The sequence below is a fragment of the Microbacterium paludicola genome, assembly GCF_039529675.1.
GTDB classification, from domain to species: domain Bacteria; phylum Actinomycetota; class Actinomycetes; order Actinomycetales; family Microbacteriaceae; genus Microbacterium; species Microbacterium paludicola.
This window is the reverse complement of record NZ_BAAANG010000021.1, coordinates 1-21,589: the sequence shown is the minus strand read 5'-3', so window position 1 is coordinate 21,589 and position 21,589 is coordinate 1. Positions and strand designations below refer to the sequence as shown.

At 67.2% G+C, this 21,589-nt stretch carries 24 protein-coding genes and 1 pseudogene; 5 read left to right on the top strand and 20 right to left on the bottom strand.

The genetic code is table 11. The features are described 5' to 3' along the window. Positions 1-117 precede the first annotated feature (117 nt). From ABD161_RS10995 to ABD161_RS10910, 18 genes are all read right to left on the bottom strand, one after another. Complete coding sequence (locus ABD161_RS10995) at positions 118-1,065, bottom strand: cytochrome c oxidase assembly protein (protein ID WP_344002630.1); 948 nt, start codon at positions 1,063-1,065, stop codon at positions 118-120. A gap of 7 nt (positions 1,066-1,072) precedes the next feature. Continuing rightward, positions 1,073-1,411 (bottom strand): DUF6804 family protein, encoded by a 339-nt coding sequence (locus tag ABD161_RS10990; RefSeq protein WP_344002627.1) that lies wholly within the window; start codon positions 1,409-1,411, stop codon positions 1,073-1,075. Next, positions 1,408-1,950, bottom strand: coding sequence for a signal peptidase II (locus ABD161_RS10985; RefSeq protein ID WP_344002624.1), 543 nt, complete (start codon positions 1,948-1,950; stop codon positions 1,408-1,410). The genes ABD161_RS10990 and ABD161_RS10985 overlap by 4 nt, the downstream gene beginning before the upstream one ends. Then, positions 1,940-2,620 (bottom strand): copper resistance CopC family protein, encoded by a 681-nt coding sequence (locus tag ABD161_RS10980; RefSeq protein WP_344002621.1) that lies wholly within the window; start codon positions 2,618-2,620, stop codon positions 1,940-1,942. The genes ABD161_RS10985 and ABD161_RS10980 overlap by 11 nt, the downstream gene beginning before the upstream one ends. Next, positions 2,617-3,642 carry a flavin-containing monooxygenase gene (locus ABD161_RS10975; protein WP_344002618.1) on the bottom strand — a complete coding sequence of 342 codons (1,026 nt, stop codon included), beginning with the start codon at positions 3,640-3,642 and terminating at the stop codon, positions 2,617-2,619. The genes ABD161_RS10980 and ABD161_RS10975 overlap by 4 nt, the downstream gene beginning before the upstream one ends. A gap of 706 nt (positions 3,643-4,348) precedes the next feature. Beyond that, entirely contained in the window at positions 4,349-5,293 is a 945-nt protein-coding gene (locus ABD161_RS10970) for a cation diffusion facilitator family transporter (RefSeq protein ID WP_134746310.1), read from the bottom strand. Next, positions 5,293-5,676, bottom strand: a complete 384-nt coding sequence (locus ABD161_RS10965) for an ArsR/SmtB family transcription factor (RefSeq protein WP_344002610.1) — start codon at positions 5,674-5,676, stop codon at positions 5,293-5,295. Before ABD161_RS10965 ends, ABD161_RS10970 begins: the two co-directional genes overlap by 1 nt. 126 nt (positions 5,677-5,802) lie before the next feature. Further along, complete coding sequence (locus ABD161_RS10960; protein WP_344002607.1) at positions 5,803-6,249, bottom strand: single-stranded DNA-binding protein; 447 nt, start codon at positions 6,247-6,249, stop codon at positions 5,803-5,805. Then, positions 6,246-6,755, bottom strand: a complete 510-nt coding sequence (locus ABD161_RS10955; protein ID WP_344002604.1) for a hypothetical protein — start codon at positions 6,753-6,755, stop codon at positions 6,246-6,248. The genes ABD161_RS10960 and ABD161_RS10955 overlap by 4 nt, the downstream gene beginning before the upstream one ends. Next, positions 6,752-7,036, bottom strand: a complete 285-nt coding sequence (locus ABD161_RS10950; RefSeq protein ID WP_344002601.1) for a hypothetical protein — start codon at positions 7,034-7,036, stop codon at positions 6,752-6,754. Before ABD161_RS10950 ends, ABD161_RS10955 begins: the two co-directional genes overlap by 4 nt. Positions 7,037-7,140: 104 nt before the next feature. After that, positions 7,141-8,979, bottom strand: coding sequence for a type IV secretory system conjugative DNA transfer family protein (locus ABD161_RS10945; RefSeq protein WP_344002598.1), 1,839 nt, complete (start codon positions 8,977-8,979; stop codon positions 7,141-7,143). Between the two features lie 12 nt (positions 8,980-8,991). Beyond that, positions 8,992-10,275, bottom strand: coding sequence for a nucleotide-binding protein (locus tag ABD161_RS10940; protein ID WP_344002595.1), 1,284 nt, complete (start codon positions 10,273-10,275; stop codon positions 8,992-8,994). Further along, positions 10,265-11,875: a hypothetical protein gene (locus ABD161_RS10935; protein WP_344002592.1), complete on the bottom strand. Its 1,611-nt coding sequence runs from the start codon at positions 11,873-11,875 to the stop codon at positions 10,265-10,267. Before ABD161_RS10935 ends, ABD161_RS10940 begins: the two co-directional genes overlap by 11 nt. Then, entirely contained in the window at positions 11,875-13,368 is a 1,494-nt protein-coding gene (locus tag ABD161_RS10930; protein ID WP_344002589.1) for an SCO6880 family protein, read from the bottom strand. Before ABD161_RS10930 ends, ABD161_RS10935 begins: the two co-directional genes overlap by 1 nt. Beyond that, positions 13,365-14,804 (bottom strand): hypothetical protein, encoded by a 1,440-nt coding sequence (locus ABD161_RS10925; RefSeq protein ID WP_344002586.1) that lies wholly within the window; start codon positions 14,802-14,804, stop codon positions 13,365-13,367. The genes ABD161_RS10930 and ABD161_RS10925 overlap by 4 nt, the downstream gene beginning before the upstream one ends. A gap of 17 nt (positions 14,805-14,821) precedes the next feature. Continuing rightward, complete coding sequence (locus tag ABD161_RS10920) at positions 14,822-15,121, bottom strand: hypothetical protein (protein ID WP_135114583.1); 300 nt, start codon at positions 15,119-15,121, stop codon at positions 14,822-14,824. A 19-nt stretch (positions 15,122-15,140) separates the two neighbouring features. Beyond that, positions 15,141-15,752, bottom strand: a complete 612-nt coding sequence (locus tag ABD161_RS10915) for a M23 family metallopeptidase (RefSeq protein ID WP_344002582.1) — start codon at positions 15,750-15,752, stop codon at positions 15,141-15,143. 1 nt (position 15,753) lies between these two features. After that, positions 15,754-16,491: a hypothetical protein gene (locus ABD161_RS10910; protein WP_344002579.1), complete on the bottom strand. Its 738-nt coding sequence runs from the start codon at positions 16,489-16,491 to the stop codon at positions 15,754-15,756. Between the two features lie 137 nt (positions 16,492-16,628). Between ABD161_RS10910 and ABD161_RS10905 the strand changes: the two genes are divergently transcribed. From ABD161_RS10905 to ABD161_RS10885, 5 genes are all read left to right on the top strand, one after another. Continuing rightward, the gene (locus ABD161_RS10905; protein ID WP_067028780.1) at positions 16,629-16,946 is read left to right on the top strand and encodes an ArsR family transcriptional regulator; all 318 of its coding nucleotides are present in this window, start codon (positions 16,629-16,631) and stop codon (positions 16,944-16,946) included. Positions 16,947-17,208: 262 nt separating this feature from the next. Beyond that, positions 17,209-17,631 carry a hypothetical protein gene (locus ABD161_RS10900; protein WP_067028814.1) on the top strand — a complete coding sequence of 141 codons (423 nt, stop codon included), beginning with the start codon at positions 17,209-17,211 and terminating at the stop codon, positions 17,629-17,631. Between the two features lie 62 nt (positions 17,632-17,693). Then, positions 17,694-18,158 (top strand): hypothetical protein, encoded by a 465-nt coding sequence (locus ABD161_RS10895; RefSeq protein WP_344002570.1) that lies wholly within the window; start codon positions 17,694-17,696, stop codon positions 18,156-18,158. Next, positions 18,155-19,153, top strand: a complete 999-nt coding sequence (locus ABD161_RS10890; RefSeq protein ID WP_344002566.1) for a hypothetical protein — start codon at positions 18,155-18,157, stop codon at positions 19,151-19,153. Before ABD161_RS10895 ends, ABD161_RS10890 begins: the two co-directional genes overlap by 4 nt. Before the next feature lie 56 nt (positions 19,154-19,209). Further along, positions 19,210-20,310, top strand: coding sequence for an alpha/beta hydrolase (locus tag ABD161_RS10885; protein ID WP_344002563.1), 1,101 nt, complete (start codon positions 19,210-19,212; stop codon positions 20,308-20,310). Here ABD161_RS10885 and ABD161_RS10880 read toward each other — a convergent pair. Together ABD161_RS10880 and ABD161_RS10875 are read right to left on the bottom strand one after the other, a co-directional pair. Continuing rightward, positions 20,307-20,801: a HEPN domain-containing protein gene (locus ABD161_RS10880; protein ID WP_344002560.1), complete on the bottom strand. Its 495-nt coding sequence runs from the start codon at positions 20,799-20,801 to the stop codon at positions 20,307-20,309. The two genes, ABD161_RS10885 and ABD161_RS10880, sit on opposite strands and share 4 nt — an antisense overlap. Next, positions 20,798-21,589: pseudogene (locus tag ABD161_RS10875) on the bottom strand (DUF262 domain-containing protein); the annotation flags it as partial. The gene ABD161_RS10880 and the pseudogene ABD161_RS10875, both read right to left, overlap by 4 nt.

Sequence of the window (21,589 nt, the reverse complement as noted above, 5' to 3'; positions counted from 1 at the left end):
CATTGCATGCTGACCTATCGCGAATGCGGTTCTGGGTGGGCACCCGGGCCGCGCGCCTCGCGCCGGGCGCCCGGTCGCGGAGTGCCAGACGGCGGAAATACGATGCCTGTACATCGATCAATGACCATTCTCGTCTCGTTCTCGTAGACGCGTGAGGTACTCGTTGTAGGCGTCGAGGTCGTCGTCGCCGTGCACGTCGGCGTATCGGTCGTGTGCGCGGGCGCGAGCGGTGTCCTCGCGGAACCAGCGGTGCATGATGTACAGCACCATGAGCAGCGTGGGCGCCTCCCCGTAGGACCAGGCGAGGGCGCCCGCCACGCGCTGGTCCTCGAGCGGGTCGAGGCCGAGTGCGGCGGTGGGCTCGACGAAGGCGCTGATCATGGGTGTGTCGCTCATCATGATGAACACGCCGAAGAAGGCATGCAGTGCCGCCTCGGCGAACAGATCGAGTGCTCGGGCCCCGTAGCCCATCCGCGCGGGCACGGGGTCGTCGGCGAGGACGGGGATCGTGAACAGCATCCCGGTGAGGAAGAAGCCGATCTCCAACGTCTGGTGGCCGCCGGGAAGGCGCAGGATCGGGTCGGCAAGGTTCCCCAGGTAGAGGCCATAGAACGCCAGCAGGTACAGCGGAAGGGCTACCGCGGGGCTCAACGCCCAGCGGGCCGCACGGCTGCGCAGCGCGCCGTGGGCGAGACGCAGCACCGCACGTCCGAGACCCCAGTGCGGCGTGGCGCGCAACAGCAGCGTCCCGGGTGAACCGAGGACGAGCAGGGGTGGGATCGCCATCATCAGGGTGAGTTGCTGGAACATGAACACGGAGAACTGCGCATATCCGTAGCTCTCCACGCCGAGCCCCATGATGATGACCAGCGCCGCACAGCCGGCGAGGAAGCAGAACGTGCGCGAGACCGGCCAGCGTCGCCCCTGCCGCCACAGCCGCATGGCGCCGGCGAGGTACGCGATGGCGAGCAGGATCCCCAGTGCAGCCAGCGGCGATGCTGGGTACGGCCCAGGGGCGAGGTACTCGAGCAATCCCGGCGGCGGCAGGGTCGGTGTGCTGTCCATCGCGAGGTCAGGACGGGCGCGGGATCTTGATGAGCGCGCCCGCGGTGAGGAATGTCACCGCCGCCACGGGCTGCGCAGCCGTCCACAACGGTCCCTCGAACGGGAACGGGTATGCGGGGTTCCAGAGCACGGCGATCGCGGCGAACACGATGATCCACCACCACTGGCGCGCTTGGAATGCGAACCACGCAGTGATCATCGCGAAGATCGCCACGATGAACAGCACGATCGTCGCCCACTCGCCGCCGAGCAGCAGCGGGGCGAGGAGCAGTGTCGGCGCGGCGATCAGGCTCGGGGCAAGCGCGTTGCGCTGATACTGCGAGGGCGTCCGGGGGCGTTGGTTCATGATTCTCCGTTCTGAGACACGGGTATGTCGGATGCGGCTGGCACGCGCTCCGGTGCCGCGCTTTCGCGCCTGCGTTCGCGGAGGTTGGCGAGCACAAAGATCGCGACGCCGATGCCGAGCGCGACATCGGCGAGATTGCCGATGAACAGCTCGCCGTAGGCCAGGAAATCGGTGACGTGCCCCTGCCCGAATGAAGGCGGAGCGAACAGCCGATCGACCAGGTTGCCGAGGGCGCCGCCCAGGATGAGCGCCAGCCCGACCACGCGTGCCATGCTCCGTGAGCGCCAGAGGGCGGCGCAGGCGGCGACAATGAATATGACGCCGACGAGCGTGATCAGCCAGGTCCGGTTCGCGCCGAGCGACAGCGCTGCGCCGGGGTTGTATGCGAGTTGCAGCCCCAACAGGTCTCCGAGCAGCGGAATCCGCCCGAGACCAGTCAGCTCCGCGATGGCGAGCGCTTTGCTCACCTGATCGATCACCAGCACGGCCGCTGCGACCGAGCACGCCATCGCGAGCCGCAGGAGGTGCTCATGCCTCATCGGAGCCCCGCATGTCTCGGCGCTTCCGGTCCCGTCGCATCATCAGGACCATCCCGGCGACGGGGGCGATGATCGCGATCGGAAACATGACGCCGATGAACGGCAGGAAGATCCCGTTTGCTTGCGGGGCCGTGCCGGCTTCATAATCGGATGGAGCTTCGTCGGGGTGTGGCGATGGTGCCGCGTCCGATGTCGGATCCGGGGACGGTGCAGTCGTGTTCAGCGCAGGATCGATAGTGAACGCGTACTCACCTTCAGTCAACTCGCCGCCGTCGGACGTGAGCTGCCAGCGGACGCGGTACTGACCGGGTCCCGCGTTCGCTGCCAGATGCTGTGTGGCACTGGCGCCGTTGAAGCTGACCTCGTCCACGACGACATTCTCTCCAGACGGGGAGATCACCTCGATGAGCACCACGTCGCTACCGGGGCGCAGCTCCTGGTCGAAAGTCAGGGTCATCTCGTCCGGCGCCGTGGCTGTGACGGAATCGGCTGCGGGGTAAGACGAGGTGAGGTCCCCGGCGGCGAGCGCCGACGTCGACGGGCCTAGCGTCAGGCCGATAGTCGCGACGGCGACCGCGATCGCTGCCCTGATGATTCGCCGTGGCCTCGGAGGCCGACGCGCCTCCGAGCGGGCTGGTTCGGGTGTGTTTGTCATGTCGTATTCCTTCACGGGCGGTTGGTGATGTGTCGGGCGATCGTCGCGGCGTCTCGCCAGACGCCGTCCAGGTTCTCGGAGCCTGGATGCCCGTAGCCCGGCATGCCTGCGACGAACAGGCCGGGCACGCTCGTCCGCGTCCGGCCGAGCGGAGCGTCGCGGACCTCAGCGGGCAGCCAGTCGTCCCCCGGGAGGAATCCGGTGGCGAGAATCACCGACGCCGGTGCAAGGTGACGCCCGTCAGCGAGCGTCACGTCAGCATCGCTCGCCCCGACGACGGCGGGAACGACGTCGATGCCGTCGCGCTGAAGTTGCGCATAACTGTCGCCGAACAACGGCTCGGGTCGAATACTGCCGAGCCTCTTCCGGGGCCCGGCGGCCCGCGGGAAGGTGGCGACGTGCCGGTAACGGCGCGGGTTGCGCACGGCGAGGGTGACGCGGTGCGTCGCGCTCAGCTCCCGAGCGATCTGCGCGCCCGCGTTCCCTCCGCCGACGATCAACACGTCGCCGGGCGGCACATCCGCCGCGGATCTGTAGGCGCTGCTGTGCATCAAGCGCCCGGGGGGTGCGATGTCTCCTGCCCAGGCGGGCAGACGTGGTCGGCTGTTCGCGCCGGTGGCGCATACGACGTTGCGGGTCTGCACGCTCCCGGCGCTGGTCTCCAGCAGGAGGGTCGCGCTCGAGCCCAGGCGGCGGACGCCGGTTGCGCGCACACCCCACACGGGCGCGATGCCGAGGTGCTTCTCGACCGCGCCCAGGTAGGCCGCGACCTCGCGTGCCCGCGGCCGGGACTGCGGCTCACTGGGGAACGACAGCGCTGGCAGCGTGCTGTGGCGGACGTCGCTGAGCAGCGTCAGGGACGTCCATCTGGTTTCCCAGCTGCGCACGCCTGGAGATTGATCGACGACGACGAAATCGCGTTGCGGGCTGAGGCCACGTGAAATGAGGGCGGCGGCGACAGCAAGGCCGGCTTGACCGGCGCCGACGATGATCGCACGGCGGTGCGACAAGCCGATCTTCACGCTCGTCCCGCTCATACGATCAGGAGGATCACAGCGACGAAGGACCAGACCAACGCGACGGCGAGGCACGCCACCAATACGGCGGCAGCGATCAGACCAGCCTTCTGAGAGGCTTTCACAACAGGGCTCCCAAGCATCCAGAACTCACGACACGTCAGCACCGACGTGCCCCTCGGCAGGGCGCGCCGGATCACCGCCCCTCAGGCGGTGCCGTGAGTCAGGTCCGAGAGACGGACAGCTCAGAAAGTGTCAACGTCGTACGTTGACGCGCCATGGCAGGCCTCATCGGGCGTCTCCAGACGCGTCGGGATCCGACTGCCAACACGCCGGGCAGGTGCCTGCCGCGCAACCGAAGGAAGGACAAGACGAGTAGCAGGCCGCAGAACGCCCCGAGTAGGCAAGCGGCGATGCCGAAACCAGCGGCGCCGCTCGCATCCGCCACAACCGCCGCATCTTCCACCGCAATGACGGATGCCTCAGCCGCGACTTCCGTCGCCGCATTGTCTGGCGCAGTCTCGGGGTCGAGATGGGTCGCACCCCACGCACCGAGCAACAGCAGCAAAACCAGCACGACGCTCGTGATGATTCTCGTTATCGTGAGCCGCTCACACAGAACCGCACTGAGGCGGGGCGGGGCGGGCCGAGACATCCCGCTCACTATAGAACGGCGGTCTTTGGATCACCCGGGAACCGATGGCGTCCAGCCCGCTCGATGCGGTGCTCACGCGTGCTTGATCGTGTCGGCTTCATAGTCGCTGATGTGTTCGGTCTCGATCTGGAATGTCGAGTGGGGCACCGACACCTCGAAGTGCTCCGCAACGCACGCCTTTACCTCCCGGAGCACCTCGGCGGCGTGCCCGTCGGTGAAGCAAGTGTCTTCGACGACAACGTGCGCTGTGAGCGTCGGCAGTCCGGTCGCGACCGTCGAGGCATGCACGTCATGGACATCTTTGACGTGATCAAGCTCGAGGATATGCTCACGCACCTTTTCCAGGTCGAGGCCTTTGGGGGTGAACTCCATCAGCACGCCGGCCGTCTCGCGCATCAAGGTCAATGCACGTGGCACGATCAGCGCCGCGATGAACAGGCCGGCGAGGGCGTCGGCCCGTTGGAAGCCGGTGGTGACGATCACGATCGCCGCGACGATCACTCCGAGGGATCCGAGCGCGTCATTGAGGACCTCCAGGAACGCGGCGCGCATGTTGAAGTTCGCCCCGCGGCTCGACGAGAGGATGAGGATCGCGACAATGTTCGCTGTAAGCCCGACGATGCCGAACACAAGCAGCTCAGTGGCCGGGACCTCCGGGGGCTCGAATAGGCGCTTGACGCCTTCGATCGCGGTGTAAAGCCCGACACCCAGCAAGAGGGTGGCCTGGCCGAGCGCCGCCATCACCTCGATGCGTCGGAACCCCCAGGTGCGCGTTGATGTCGCGGGCCGCAACATCAAGGTCGCCGCGACGAGGGCCACCAGCAAGCCGGACGCGTCGGTCAGCGCATGGGCGGTGTCCGTGAGCAACGCCAGGCTGCCTGTGACGATCGACCCGACGGCCTGTGCGACCACGATGAACGCGGTGATGCCGAACGCCGTCCAGAGCTTCCGGCGGTGGTCGCCCGGGCGTCCCGCGCTCTCCGCTGCGGTCGGTCCGTGGTCGTGTCCCGCGCCCATCAGAGATCACCTTCCGCATCAGCCGGGTTCCGGCGGCGCAGGTGCGCGCACAGCTCCGCTTTGGTTCCCGTCGTTTCGAGCAAGTCTTCGGCCGCAGCGATCAGATGTGAGATCGCCGCTGGCTCTGAAAGCGAGTACCAGGACGATCGGCCGTCCGGGCGTACGTCGACGAGGCGGCATTCCAACAGGAAGCTCAGGTGCTTGCTGACGGTCGACTGCGCCAGCCCAATGTGATCGACCAGATCGCGCACGCGGTGCTCGCCTCGCGCGAGGTGCTGCAGGACCGCCAGCCGGGCGGGCTCCCCGAGCGCTTGGAACAGGTGCGCATAAACCGCGGTTGCCTCTTCGTCCAACCGAGGCGGCTCGACATCGATCATCGTCATGTGACGATGATGACGCTCATCTGCGATGAGTTCTAGTGACAAGACCTTCTTGAGAGCGATAACCAGTGGCGGGTTCAGAGCGGGACGAGAGTACGCTGACTCTCGTCCCGCTCGAGTCCGTTCGGCTCAGCGAGCAACTCCGGCGCCGGTGTACGAGACCGGTGCCGCCACAGGCCCCGAGGCGTCAGCCGCGGGGCTCGTGGCTTTTGGGACGCGGTCGACCGCGACGCTCGCGAACTTGAGCGACGCTCCGACGTTGTCGGCGATGATGTCGCGGGTTTCCCGAGCCTGGCCAGTCTCCTTGTCGGCGTAGGTGCCGAAGCGGAGGTCGCCCGCGACGATCACCGCGTCGCCCTTGCGGAGCGAGTTGGCGACGTGCCGGGACTGCTGGTTGAACACGACGACGCGGTGGAACACGGTGCCTGCGTCCTCCCATCGGTTCGTCGTCTCGTTGAGGCGGCGGTCGTTGACGGCGACGGTAAACCGGGCGTACTCGTTGCCCGACTCGCCAGCGCCATGCTCCGGGTCAGCGGTGAGGTTGCCCTCGATGGTGACCGGGATCTTGGTCGTCATCCTTCTTCCTTTCCTTCGTGAGACACGACGGTGTCTCGGCCGGCGTGGGTCTCGGTGATCCACGCGTCCCATTCCGCTTCGTCGGTCGCGGCATCCCACGAGCGGGGCTTGAGTTCGAAGTGGCCGCTCGCACATCCGGCCCCGGCGTTCTGAAGGCGAGGGCGCGCGAGCGCGAGGCGCTCATGCCACCCGATCGGGCCGAAGCCGCTGTCGCTGTCGTCGAACGCGGCAAGGTGCGCGACGTGGAGGGCGGAGAGTTCCTCGACGAGCGCCCCGTGCTTCCACCAGCAGTCCGGTACGACACTGACTGGCACGGTGTATCGGACCGTGAACCATTCGACCCACTCGCGTAGTGCCGTCCACTCGACACCGACCTGCTCCGGCGGCAGGTGCCGCCAGTCGACCGGGTGTGAGCCGAGAGGATCCGTGCCGCGTCCGAGGCGCGGAAGCCCTGCGAGCTCAGCCGCGATAAGGCTCTCGATGTCCCCGGGCTCGAACTCGTTCACGAGGCCGCCTCCTGGTTGTGCAGCTTGATCCTGAGCCGGTCCAGCGCGATCACCGACGCGACGCGGCGGGCTCGGTGATGGGCGAGCACGCGGTCCCGATCGATGAGTCGGTGGAGAAGGTCGTGGCAGTACGGATGCAGCGGCACGAGATCGTCGTGGCGCTCGAACGCCCGCCACGTGCCGCGCGCGAAGCGAACGCCGGCGTAGTCGAGATGATGGAGCTCGAGCTGTTCCGCGGTCGCGGAGCGCCCGCACCCCGCGCATCCCAGCGGCCGACGCATTCGCTCCTGCCTCCGGAACCAGCGGGCCCTTCGCGCGAACCACGCGGGGGAGCGGAGGAAGTCCGCGCGGTACGAGTTGCCGACTCCGGTCTTCCGGCGATTGCTCACGGTTCGCTCACCGCCTCCGGTTCCGATTCCGGCTCGGGCGCCGGTGCCGGTGCGGCGCTAGGGGCGGGGTTGCTCGCCTCCGTGAAGACTCCCTGCTGCTCGGCCTCGGTCGAACGCTTCCCGGCCTGGATGTCGCGCGCGTCGCGCCGCTCGTCCCACCCGCTGAGGTCGAGCAGCACGCCGCGCCGGTTGCGGTAAGCCAGCAGGCCGACGTTCTGCGGCATCCGTCGAATCTCGTCGACCGACATGAGCGCGAGTCGTTCGTGGTGTTCGCTCGTCGAGTGCCCTGCCTCCCGCGTCGACCACGAGCGCTGCGTGCGTCGCGTCTGTCGGGTTCCGAGCAGGGCCTCAACATCGCGAAGGTGGTTCACATGCGAGGCGCCGCCGAGGAGGACCTTCGCCGTCGCGGCCGCCCAGATCGTGTCCGCCTCCGCACGCGACCATGACGTCTCGGCCTGGGACAGCGCCTGCAGCACGACGAACGTGCAGATCCCGCGGCCACCGCCGTCCGCCATGATCCGCGGGAGGTTACCCCACCGGAACATGTTCACGATCTCGTCCAGGATCAGGCCAAGCGGATGCTGCAGCCGAGACCCCGGCGATGCCAACGCCCGAACGCGCGCGACCTCCACGATGTCGTCGAGCAGCGCGCCGAGGAATCCGCCCATTGCAGACGCTCCCGAGGCCGACCCGATCAGGTAAAGCGTGTTCGCGCCATCGAGGAACGCGCGCGGATCGAAGATCGGGTCACCGGGCCGCGGCATGAGCGCGTCGCGGATCTTCGGGACGGCCAGCGGTGCGACGGCGCCCTGCACGCCGAACCAGATCGACGAGACGAGCTTGTCGTCGGAAGCGAGTGTCGCTTCGAGGTTGTCGCCCCAGCCGGGGGCGCCGTCCGATCGGAGGATCGAGACAGCCGATCTGCGCGCGAGGATCGGACTCGTGCCCCAGTTGTAGAGGTCTTCGATCGAGCAGTTGCCGACGGCCGCTGCGTGCAGAAGGCGCCCGAGGACAACTCCGGATGCCTGCGCCCACTCCCCATTGGTGTTCGAGGCGCCGAGCGCGGTGCCGGTGATGATTGCGGCGCCGCGCTGCATCGCGACCAGCGGGTCCTCGCATCCCGCGATCGGAGACACCCGAAGCGGATGGCGCGTGCCGGAGAGCCCCTGCGGGTCGAACACGTGCACCCGCCCGCGACGCTCGCGCATCCGGAGCGTCGCGGTGAGGTTGTCGTTCGTCGTCGACGTCGTGATCAGCGGCCCCGACCAGTCGAGGATCGCCGAGATCAGCACGCGGTATCCCTTGCCCGAGCGCGGCGGGCCTTCGAGTGCGACAGAGTCCTCGATGGACACGAAGACGTCCATCCCGCGGGAGCTTCCGACCCGCCAGCCCACATCCGTGGCGCGGGGTCGGCTGATGTCGGGCCGGAGCTGCATGGCCCGCTTCAGCACGGCCTTCGCAGAGAGGTGCCGGCGGATCTCGAATGCCTCGGCAAACCCGGGGCGGCTACGCAGGTCGCTGATGAAGGACCGGTCCGACTGCCGATAGCGGCGGTACGCGACCCACGCCCATATGGCCAAGCCCACGACGAGCAAGAGGACGGCGAGGTCGAGGAGCCGGATCGTTAGGACAGGAAGCTCGCATCCGGCGATCGGTCGATACCCGTCGGGATTGCCGGTGATCGCGAGCCAGAGCCCTGAGAATAACGATGCCGGCTCCGGCGACACCCCACATGCGGCGCGGACGATCGCTTCCGTGAGCGCGGCGAACACGACGCTCAGGACGACGGCGACAGCAATCGCCACCGCGACGACCTTGCCGAGTATTCCGTTCACGCCCATGTCTCCTCAGAACCCGCTCGCGACGGCGGCTGCGACGCGCAGCCAAGCGTCTTGCGTCGTCCGCCGGAGGACGTCGAATCGGAGGGGACCGGACTTCAGGGCAGGGTCGAACGGGATCCGCAGAACCTCGCGCACGGTGCCACGAAACCCGTCCGCGATGCTCTCTGCTGCGGCAGGCCTACTCGGCTCTGACTCGGTTACCACCACGATCGCGCTGTCCGCGAGATCCCGGGACCGCTCGTCCCGCTCGCGAAGTGCGTCGAGCAGCAGCGCAGCGGACTCCGCCGGCTCGGGGGCGGCGAGTGTCGGAACCACGAGCTGATATGACGAGTCGACCATCCGCAGCCATCGCTCGGCCGACTCGTCGTTGCCAGAGTCGAAGAACACGAGTCGGTAATAGCGGGCCGCGACCGACATGAGGGTGTCGAACTCCGTCCGTGCGATTCGCTGGTGCGTGGCGAGCAGTTCGGGATTCGACCGGAGGACGTCGTAGCGGTCGACCCGCTGATGATGCACGAACCGGGCGATGCCCGAGATCTCTGCGGTCGGAGCGAGAAGCTGCGAGGCGGCGGGCAGCAGGTCGCGGACCGTCGTGTCGTAGAGGCCTTGCTCGGTACGCCACCCCAGGGTCCCGCGCGTGTCGTTGTTGTCCCACGCCAGCACGTTTCCGCCGCCATGTCGTGCGAAAACGGCGGCGAGCATCGCCGTTGTCATCGTCTTGCCGACGCCGCCCTTGCCATTCACGACGGCGGCGCTGCGGCATCCCGCCCAATGCTGCGACACGAGGCGCTCGGCGGCGAGCCGCTCAGCCTGGGCGCGCGATGGGCCGAGCCCCATCCTCGCGAGCAGCGCCCGACCGCCCCGACCGAGCGCCGATGCGTCGGCCTCCTCGATGAAGGATCGCCGAGTCGCGGGCGAAGCGAGCGGCTCAGGGGCAGGGGCCTCAGACGGTCCGAGCGCCTCCTGCTCCTGAGCCTGAGTGCCCACCTCCTTTCCCTCTGAGGCTTCGATGACTCCGCGGACGTCGATGACCAGCTCGGCGGACTTGACCCGGCGGATCCCGCCGTCCGAGTCGACGAGGATGCGATGTTCGCCGTGATCACCGAACGTGACGAGCTCGACGGCGGAGGCTGCGTGCCTCGCTTCGGCGGCAGCTCGCTGCACGATCACCTGGCGGATGTCCTCGCCCGCGGTGGCGGAGAACGGCTCGTCCACTCCCTCGAGGGTTGTGAAGATCGCGGTGGGTCCTGTGACCGTCGCGTATACGCGACGGGCGGTGTCAACGCTCATCGCTGGCCTCCTTCCCAGCCGGCGACAGCCAGCCGTCGATGCCGATGTCGGAGAGGGGCGGCTCTGGCCAGACGTGGTCGAGCGCCCCGAGGTCGAGGGTGCCCACCATCCCATCCGCCTCGTTGTCGGGATGCACGGCAGAGTCGGTCGCGAACAACTCGAACTCCCAGGCCGTCGAGGTTGCGAAGCAGTCGACCGCGTACGCGTACTGGCCGACGTAGGCGAGGAACACGCCCATGCGCAAGCGTCGAGCGTCTTCCGCATGCGTTGCGGGAATGTTGAGGCGTTCGCGGAGCGCTGCCGTCTCCTGGTGGTTCACGCGGAAGATGAACTTGTTCTCGATGTCCCCGACGATCGAGTAGGCGAGGTTGCGCTCCTTCGAGCCGGTGTCGCCCACCGCGTCCAGGTCGCCCATCTTGTGCAGGATGATGACGTTGCTGATGCCGTAGTAGCGCGAGAGCTTGAGCCACTGCTGGAACATCTGGAGGGCGGACAGCGACGTCATGTCGCGCCAGCCCTCCTCGCGGATCAGGTACCGGGTTCGCTTGGCGGAGCGGTCGGAGACGACCGCCTGAATCCATGCCGTCGTGCACACCTGCGTCAGCTGCGCGACCAGCTCACTGCGCGCGAACAGCTCGCTCGTGTCGACGACGACGATGGGCGCGTCGGCGTCGAACGCGACGGTCGACTCGTCCTCGAACAGCCCCGACAGGTCGCCCTCGACGAAGCGGCGCAACACGAAACGCGGCTGAACGGCGCCGTCCGAGAGACGGAAGTCGGTGCCGGCGTCCTCGATGATGGCGCCGAGGTGCTCGTACACCGCTCGCAGCGTGGGATGGTCGCCGGTCGAGCGGATGCTGCGCTCCAGCGCATCATGGATCGCGGCGTGCTCGACCGCAGTGAGCCTCGTGGAACCGAGTGCCATCTCGATGAGGGACACGAGCGTCGTGATGCGGCGTTGGCGCACCATCTTCTCATGTTGCTCGTCGTCGGCATCCGCGCGCCGCGGCCCGCGGTCGAGCGGGTTGAGTCGCGCGGCGCTCCCACCGCCGATGCGGATGACGACCCCGCCCGGCACCGCCCCGGCGACGGCGACCCACTCGCCCTTCGGATCGGAAGGGACCACCGCCTGATGACCGAACGCGAGGGACCGAGCTACGAGCGTCTTGACCGTGGCGGACTTCCCGGCGCGGTACGCGCCGAGCACCAGCAGGTTGGTCGAGAATGTTCCGCGGTCGGTCGCGTCGGCATATGCCTCCCACGGCGAGAAGTGCCAGAGCGCATCCGCGTTGAGGTCGACACCGAGAATTGGTCCTCGGTGGCCGAGGCCGGCATCCGCGACGAACGGGTAGATCCCCGAGATCTGACGCGATGTCGCCTGATGAGCCGGGATGCGGGGGCGCGAGAGATTCCAGTAGCCGCCCTGCACGAGGCCCGGGCCGAAGGCGCCCCGGACCGCGGGCTCCGGCAACGCTCGCTCGCGCCGACTGGGCTTTGGCTGCTCGGCGTGGCTCGTTGTGCGGGCGACCTCGCGCCGTAGCTCGCGCCGCTCACGCTTCGAGAGACCGTCCGGTTCGAAGACTGCGACGTAGCGGACCATCACTTCATCCCCAGCCCGAGTGGCAGGGCGTTGACCATCAGTGCCTCTGCCTGCTGGCAGTACAGTGTCTGCGGTTCCATGCCGGCGCGCGCGAGAGCGTTGCGCATGCCCGCGATTGCCTGGTCGAGCTGCTGCTCATCACGTGCCGTCACGGTGAGGTACGCGCCGTACCGGAACTCGCCGTGACCCGCGACGATCTCCTCCTCCTGCCGTTCAAGGGCCTCCCAGTCCGCGGCGTCGGCGGCCGATCCGTCGACGCCCCGCTTCGCGCGAAGCTTCTCGTTCCCGCGCCAGACCTTCTTGTCGTCCTCGATGCGGCGCATCGCCTTCCTGACGGAGACCGGCGTGAGGACGATCGACAGGATGTGCGTGATCGCCTCGCCGGTCGAGGGCATGCGTGCGAACACGATCGGCTCGACGAACCCGATGGCCGCATCCGATCGCGGCCACTCGTGGATCCACATGGTGGTGTGCACGCCCGAGTCGGAATAGACGATGCCGTTCGCCCCGCGCGGTTCTTCCAGGTACATCGGACCGATCGCGATCGGGTCGACGCCCGCGCTTCGCTCATCGCGGTTCTGGACGTTGGCGGCGAACTCGGGGTCGAACCCGACGCGGGCGAGAGCCGCGACGTCCCGCGCCGCCAGCCACCGCCGCACGTGGATGCGCGCGGCGCTCAACGCATCGGCCAGGTTCCGGGCTTCGAGGTGCGCCAGCGCCTTGACCGCATCCTCGCCCCCGCCGAGCGCCTTGAGCTGCGGGCCGAGGGCGACGAGGTCGAGCGTGAACGTCAGGTAGTTGCGGTGCGATACGGCGAACGACTCCGACCTGTTCATCACGTCGTCGTAATTACGAGCGACGGGGGACGCGGCGTCCACCCCGCGGCGGCGACTGACGGACTCGTAGTGGTCGCGTGCGGCTCGGATCGTCGTCGGAATCGTGCGCTCCTGCAGCACGGCCCGTTTGATCCCAGGGCGCTGCGTGAACGAGGCCAGCACCGGAGACCACTGCTGGGCCAGGTCGTATCGCTCCGCGACGTCCTTCATGAGGAACCCCTGCACCTCGACCTCGGCGGTCACCGAGACGGCCCGGTCATGCGGGTTATACACGCACGCGACCCCGTCGACATCCCAGAGCTGGATCGAGGCGCGGATACCGGGGAGGTTCAGTGTTCCAGCGAACTGCGCACGCTCAGGCCGGTAGACGTGCCGCGTCGCACCGACCATGTGTCGCACCTGCTTCATGAGCCAGAGACCCGCCTGCCGCGGAGCGGAATCGCCGTGGAGCGTGATGAATGCGAACACGCCGATCGGCAGGTACACCGGCGCGGCGAAGAGCAGGCCGGGAGGACCGAAGCGGTTGACGCCGACGAGCAACGTGACGGCGGCGACCGTGAGGCACGTCAGCTGCCACGCATCCATCCCCATCACGACGCCTTGCCGGGATCGCCGCGGCAGCCGGATAGGACGGTCGAGGTTCTGAGTCGCCATCATCGCGGTGTCCTCCCGGTGTGAGTGCGCGGCGCCGCCGCCGCTGGCGCAGTCGTTTGCGGTGATGTAGTCGGCGTTGCCCCGGGGGCACCTGTCGGCTTCGGGGAGGTTGTCTCGCCGTTCTGACCGGCAGGCGATCGCTGGGGCGTTTCAGAGGATGGGCCACGTCCCGCCGGCGGAGCGCCCTTCGGGGGGCCGTGGCGCCCAGCGCCAGCCCCGGCGCCTGCGGGTATCGCGGCGATGCGGCTCGGCACCCGGGCTACCGATCGTGCGGCGTTCGACGCGGCGCGTCCTGCGCCCGATCCGATCCGAGAGCCGACCGAGTCCGCCGCAACGGCCCCGATGAAGCTGAACAGACCGAACACAGCGAACGGCGCGAAAGCCACGAGCACGAGACCGATCAGAAGTGGCCACGACTGCGGGTCCCAGATCGTCCGTACGTTTGCGAGGCCGTTGATGATGAGCGTGACGAAGCCAATCGTGAGCGGGCCAGTGAGCAGAAGCACGACGACGGCCGACACATAGCGCACCACCCACTGCGGCCCGACGGCGCGCGCCGGGTACAGCATCCATGCGATTGGACCCACCGCGATCAAGGCCGCGAGCACGATGTTGCGGAACGCGAACACGAGCATGAGGAGCAGCATCCCGATCATCAGCAAGCCGTGGATGACGAAGGCGAAGAAGTAGTTTGCCTGCCCGCCGGCCCACATCACGGACTGCAGCGTCGCGAACAACCCATAGGGGCCGTCGCGGTTCATGACGTACCAGGTGAGGTCGTCGATGGCGTTCAGCACGTGACCGGTCGCCCAGAGCGTGAGCGCGGTGGCGGGCACCGCTATGAAGCTCCGGATGACCGCGCCGACGAGTTCGGCTCGGTCGCCGGAGATGACGGCAGCCGCGATCGCCCACACCATCGCGCCGAACAAGACTGCGAGCACGGCCCACTGCCAGAACGACCACTCGCCGGTCGATGCCGTCCACAGGACCGACGATGTGTCGAAACGCATGTTCTGCGCGACCGTGAACATCATCGCGGTGGCGGAAAGGGCCATCCCGCGCCCCGCGTTCTCGAACGTGACGCACACCACGTCACCAATCGAGCATCCGTACTCGACGAGCAGAGGCTTGCCCCCGCTCGTTTTGATCGCCGACACGTGCCGCTCGTCGGTCGTGCACACGGTTGCCTTGGCGCCGCCGACGAACACGTTGATGAAGCACTGCTGAGGCTTGATGTCGGCGGTGCTCTGCGGCGTGCAGGAGATCTGCGCGTCGACGCGGTAGCAGTCGACGGGGAAGGCGGGAGACGACCACGGCTCGCCCGTCACCGGGGCCGCGTTGGCTGCCGTGGGCGCCGCCTCGACGGATGCCACGGCTGCGTTGGCTGGCGCGAGCGCGGCGAAGGCGAGGCCGGCTCCCACCGCCGCCCCGATAAGCACAGCACGCAGCCGAGACATCAGAACCCGAAGTCGAAGTTGACGAACCACTGGAACAGGCCGCTTGCAGCGCCCAGCACGGCGGCGGCGATGAAGATCCACAGGATGTTCTCGCCCGCCCACGTGCGCACGCGGTCGGATGCGAGGCCACGGAACGCGAGCGCGGCGCCCGCGATGATCAGCATGATGAGGACGACGATCATCGCCCCGGCAAGGATGTAGGACGCGACGACCTGGAAGCCCTGGAAGAAGGGCGCCGAGAAATCGGGCTGGATGTCGGGGACGTCGACGTCGGCCGGGGCGGAGAGTGTGACTCGCATGACTTGCTCCCTCGATTGATCACTTGAGCTGAAGGCCGAGTGCGGCCATGAACGGTTGCGGATCGATGGCGGCGCCGTCTCGCTGCACCTCGAAATGCAGGTGGCAGCCGAACGAGCGTCCGGTGTTGCCTTCCGCCCCGATCGGGGCGCCGGCCGCGACGGTCGCGCCAACTGACGCGCGAAGGGAACCCCACTGCATGTGGCCGTAGAGCGTCACGAGCCCGCCGCCGTGGTCGATGCGGACGGCGTTCCCGTACCCCTGATACGAACCGGCGGTGATCACTTCGCCGGGGCCAGCCGCGTACACCGTCGCTCCGCAGCCCTGGGCCATGTCGTAACCCTGGTGGTCCATCGAGCAGTAGCTGCATCCGATTACCGGGTTGAAACCGAAGCCTCGTCCTTTGAAGTAGCCGCCGGCGAGCGGGTATGCCCACTCGCTGTTGGTGATGAGTGCCGGCCGACGCTCGACAGTCGTGGCAACCGACTGTCCCGCGACCGCGAACGGAACGGCGATGAGCGGTGTGGCCAGCAGTGCTGCGAAAAGCGCGAGAAGGAGAATCGCCCCTGTCACGATCTTGCGCCCGGTCCTCGTGTTCGCGAGGGCTGCAGCGGCAGCGACCGGGGCGCCCATGTCAGGGCTCCAATGATCCCGAGAAGTAGCGGACGACCTTGCAGTCGCCGGGCTGCTGCGCGCTCTCGCGCGTCGGGATCGAGCCCGCGCCGCACAGTACCTGGACGCTCACGCGCACGGTCTCGTCGTACGAGGTCTCGCTCCCGGAACCGTCGGACCGGGTGAAGGTCAGCACCACGTCGGCGGTGCCGATGCGCATGTCACCGGATGCGTCTTCCGGAACGTCGTCGTAGGTGATCTCGCCCGGCACCTCGGCTGTCACCCGCCCTTCCTCGTTCGCGAGCGAGTTCCACTCGTCCTCGGGGAGCACGACGCCCTGGCGCAGTTCGAGCTGCGAGGCGCGCATATCTTCTTCGCGGTCCTCCTCGGATGTGTAGCGGGTATCGGGCGTGAACCATGTGTCGAGGTAGGCCAGCCACTCGGGTCGGGTGCTCAGCCGGGTGTCGAGTGTGGCCGCCGCCGCCAGTGCCGCGCGTACGTAGGTCTCAGGGTCGGTCGTGATCGGCTCGGGTGCCCAGCCCTTCTCGGACACGCTCTGGTCGACGTAATCGCCGGTGGGAGGCGCCGTCGCGGGCGGGGCGGACGTCTCGCCAGAGCCGCCGCTCGGAGAGGGGTCGGCGGTTGGCGCCTGTGCTGTGACGGCCGAAAGGATGATCGCTCCGACGGCTGCGAGGACGATGATGCCGCCGACGATGGCCCAGACGAGGCCTCGGCGCGCGGGAGTTCGGGGGTGTGACATCAGTTGCCTCCACCGCTTCCCTCGGGTCCTCCTGGCCTTGACATGAGGGAAGCATATAACACTACACTTGCAAAGGGGAAGCACTTTTCGCTTCCGTTCGATGGACGAGTGAATCTCGCCTGCGTCAGACTGGGGCGGTGCCCCGTTACACCCGCCCCGCGAACAGTGATTACGCGGAGGATCCGATCAAGGCTCTCGGGAACATGATGCAGGCGACCATCATTGGTCACCTGCGGAAGAACCCTGGCCAGACCAGGGGCGAGATCGCCGACGCGCTCGAGATTCCAGCACTGACCGTTTACAACGGGCTCGAGAGGCTGCTCGACGCGGGCTTGATCATCGCGGATCCGCCGCGTGACGTCGCGACGCGCGGACAGCGCGTGCGGTACATCGTGGATGACGCCCAGGTCACCGAGATGGTGATGCGACTGGAGCAGGTGCTGGGCGAGTTCTAGCCGGTTCGCGTGATCTTGGCCGCGTTGGGCTGGCATGCGGTCGTCTGGCATGTCGACCCCTCTCGGCGATGTCGTCCATCCATCGCTCGCGTTGAGCATGCTCAAACGCGGGCGCGACTCAGCCTTGCACTCGAGCCGGGTCCGCGCAACGGTTGAGTTGAGCATGCCCAACACGTAGCGTGAGCATTCACGTAGGGGACGTTGGGCGTGCTCAACGGTTGTGACCGAGCCTTACCCGAAGGCGGAGGATGGTCAGGGGAACATGACAGAGGACGAAAGCAAAGCAGCGGCGGAGGACCTGGCGAGGCGGTTGCGACTGCTGCTCGACGTCGCCATTGCCGAGACGGGGTCGGAGCCGACCTACTCCCAGATCGCCGCGTTCGCGCGCGATCGGGGCGTCAACCTGTCCCGGTCTCGGTGGACGTACATGGTCAATGGGCACCGGTACGTGCAAGACCGCCCGCTCTTCGAAGTGCTTGCTGAGTTCTTCGACGTCGACGCTTCGTTCATTGCCGAGGGGGGCGACGCGCCGATGCCGGCAAAGGTCAGGGCGCAGCTCGATCTGGTCCGATCGATGCGGGCAGCGAAGGTGAAGTCGTATGCGGCGCGAACTCTCGGCGACATCTCCCCGGAGGCGCTTGAGGCGATCAGCCGATTCCTCGACAAGGAAGTGGCGAACAGATAGCGGCTGGCCCGCCGCATGCGTGTGCCGCGACGGGTCGGATGGGTACGGAGGGAAATGGAACCGTGAACATCGAAGCGACCGTGTCGACGGCCATGGCGGAACTCGCGCTCGGCGAGAATTTTTCCTTCGACGATCTCGTCGGCGCGTTGCAGCGACGCAGACAGCGCCCGATTCGGATCGTCGAACTCACGAACCTGAGCGACCAGGACGGCATCTGCGCGTTGTGGTTGATGACGGACACGGAGGATCTCGTCCTTCACGCGCGAAGTGAGTCGGCGTTGCATCGGCAGCAGTTCGTGCTCCACGAGCTCGCGCACATGATGCTTGAGCACGACGAACGCGAAGAGGCGACCACGCCCGACTTCCTGCTGCCCGACATTCCTGAATCCGCTCGCCAGCGTCTGCTCCGCCGCCAGGGCCTCGTGACGGACGACGAGATCGTGGCGGAGTCGCTCGCGGATCATCTCGCTGGTGCGATCCGTGGTTCGGCTCTCCACCACTCTCGCTATCTGGAGATCTTCGGGTGATCCCGATCGCGGCCTCCGCCCTGATGTGGCTGCTCGTTGCGAGCCTGCTCATCCTGCGGCGGGGCCGAGCGGATCGCAGCATCATGTACTCCGCGGTGACGATCGCGGTTGCAATGACGTTCAACGTCGACACCACCTACCGGTGGGCCGACGCGGTGCTCGGTGGCACGAACATCGTCACTTTGCTTGCCGACCTCACATTGATGGTGGGCGTCTTCTTCCTTGGGCGCGGAGTGGCGAAGGCGATGCAGTACCAGTCGCGGGTCGCCCAGATTGCACTCGGCCTTCCAGTGCTGGCGGGCGCAGTCGTCGGCGCCGTCGCAGCCTTCGCGTTCATCGACCGGGGTGAGACAACGACGACGTTCATGCTGGACCTCGGGGCGCAGCCGGCCGCCGCGACGTACTCGATCATCCAGTTCACCTACGACGGCGTCGTGCTGATCGCCATGGCGGCTGCCGCGTCTCGTCAGATCGGGCGAAGTCGCGGCGCGGAGCGCCTGCCAGCGGTCTCGGTGCTGGTGGGGAGCCTCGCCGGCCTCACTCTGTCCCTTTTGGTCATCGCCATGGATCTCGCGCACATCATCGGGAACCTGACGCTCATGGACCGGCTCAGCGCCGCCTACGATCCGCTCTTCCTGGCGACGTTCCTGTTCCTCTGCCTCGGGCTCGGTGCTCAGCCCGCGTTGCGCTGGGCGCGTGCCAGATCCCGCGGCGAGAAGACTCGTGCGTTCCTCGCCCAGGTCACGCCGACCTGGGACCGAGCGATCGACGTGCGACCGGGCTTGAGCCAGCTTGAGCCGTCGTTCCATCGTGAAGACGACGAGACGCGGCTGCATCGTCAGATCGTCGAAGTTCGGGATGCCGTCATCGATCCGCGCGTCACCTTCACGTTGAGCGACGCTGAGCGAGTGGTGGTGGAGAGCGCGGAGGCGCACCTGATGGCGGGGGACGCGGGGGGTTCACCGCGCGCTGATTTTCCGAAGGAGGTGCGTTGAGGGCGCTAGCGATCATCGCCGCGGGCCTTGGGGCCGCCTCGGCTGCCGCAGCCGGGGTGGGCTTCGTGATCGCGCGACGTCTGACGGCACCGCCCGGCGGGCGCGTGTATGACCTCATGGTGCACGACGTGATTCGACACGGCGGACAGGTTGCGGTGGCGCTCAACCGCACCCCGCGCACTCAGGCGCCCGGTCTCTACAACCTCTGGCTCGAGGACGGGGGCTGGGTGCGGCTTGGTGCCATCGTTGACGAATGGTCCACGACGGTGACTCGTGCTGTGGTTGGGATGACGCCGGACACCGAGCTGCGCCCGGGTGTGCGGGCGTCCTGGAGCGGCATCTTCTATCGCGATCCCGCCGACGCTGGGCTGGATGCTCTGGATGTCGTCGTGGAGACGCCCGCGGGTTCGGCCCCCGCGTGGCTCATCCACCCGTCCGACGGTCCGAGCGATCACTGGGCGATCCACATCCACGGGCTGGGAAGCCCGCGCGCCGGCACGTTGCGCGGCGTCCTGGTCGCCGCCGATGTTGGGCTGACGTCACTGGTCGTCTCATACCGCAACGACGGTGAAGGGCCCCGCGTGGGCTCTGGCCGGTCGACACTCGGCGCGACGGAAACCGATGACGTCCGGGCTGCCGTTAGGTTCGCGCTCTCCCACGGCGCTCGTCGCGTCGTGCTGTTCGGATGGTCTATGGGTGCCGCAATCGCGCTCCAACTGGCCGCGGACCCGGAGTTCGACGGCGTCATCGAGAGACTGATTCTTGACTCACCTGTGCTCGACTGGGCGGCGACGGTCGCCGCGAACTGTCGCCGCGCCGGGCTGCCGTTCTGGTTCGGCGTGTTCGCACGCCCTTGGCTGCAGAACCGACTCCTCGCTCGGCTGGTCGGGATCGAGGTCGCTGTTCCGCCGCGGAGCTTCAGCGGGGTGGCCCGAGCCGAGGAACTCGCCATTCCACTGGTCATCCTTCACGGGTTGGAGGACTCGTCGGTTCCGCACGCGGTTGCGCGTCGCCTCGCGAAGCTCCGCCCAGACCTCGTCCAGCTCGAGACGTTTGCGTCAGATCACACTATGACCTGGAACTCCGACCCCGACCGCTGGCAGGTCGTCGCGTCGAAGGCAGCCGAGATCCACCAGCGGCGCAGCCGTCGATACTAGGAGTTCACCGGTAGGAACAGGTCGAAGAGTAGGTTGACCGTTGCATTCGCGACTTTGCGATACTCCGCGAGGATCGGCGCCGTGGCGCGAGTCGCCCCACCATGGGCCAGCTTGTGGCGTGCACCGATGAGGTTGCCGAGTGATTGACGGTTTTCGTCGGTGTTGAGGAAGTCTGTGAGAGCCCTCTGCCAGTCTGGATCGAACCCGCCGACCAGCTGCTCTAGCTTCGCGGGATTCAGGTTCGTGATCCGTTCGGCCTGCCGCTTTGAGAAAGCCAGCACACGATGGCTCGAGTGCTCCTCGAGATAGCCCGCGATCATGCGCCCAACGCAGTACTCGACGTGTCCGCTCAGCTTGATCACCGCGAGCTGCATCAGGTACGCCTGGTCGATGAGATCGCTTTGGTCGTTAGCGCGCCTCACGACTTCGTCGATTTCCGCGAGCCGCTTCAGAACCTCGGAGCGATGATCGACGTATCGCCCACCGCTCATAGCCCGGCGAACTTCTCTCGCGCCAGCCGGAGTCGTGTCGAGACCGACTCTTCGTTCGCGGTCGCCTTGGTGACCGCTTGGAGGTACTCCTCGTCAGCGATCAACGACTCATACGCTTCGAGCCAGGAGCTCGTTTCGATAGCCTCCCAGTCTGATCCTCCAAGTCTCGCCATGACGCCAACGAACACCGAGTCGAGGATTGCCGCATTCACCTGAGTGCCAAGACGGAAGGCGCGCCGTCCGAGCGCCTTATTGAGGACCTGGGCGCTCGACCTGAACCGTTGCTTCAACGCAACGAGATCGATCCCCTCTCCCTTGCGATGGTTGCCGAGGAAGTCGTTGAGGAAGCTCTTCAGCGGCGCCGAGTACTCGTCCGAGGATTCGCTGAGAGCGAGTACGCGGAGAATTAGCTCCTGGTCTTTGAGTCTCGCGTTCTTAGCACCATACAGCGCGCGCCAATCGCTGCCGTTGTTTAGCTCGCGGATGGCGTCCACGGTAGTCCCGCCGTACAGCGCCACACGAATCTCGTGAGGCTGCAGGTTCGTACCGCCCGAGTTCAGCCGCTCGAAGATCTGATAAACGCTCTCGTACTCGTCGACGGAAGCGGGCGAGCGGATGATCACGGCCTGGATGAATGTGTCGTCGAGCGCGCGCCGCTGCTCGTCTGTGAGCCCGGAGTATGTCAGACCCTTGAACTTGTCCTCCACGTTCGCAAGCTTGAACGGCTCATCGCATTTGAGCGTGTAGCGCTGGTCTGAACCCGCCGGTCTCGAGCAGGGATCTGGTGA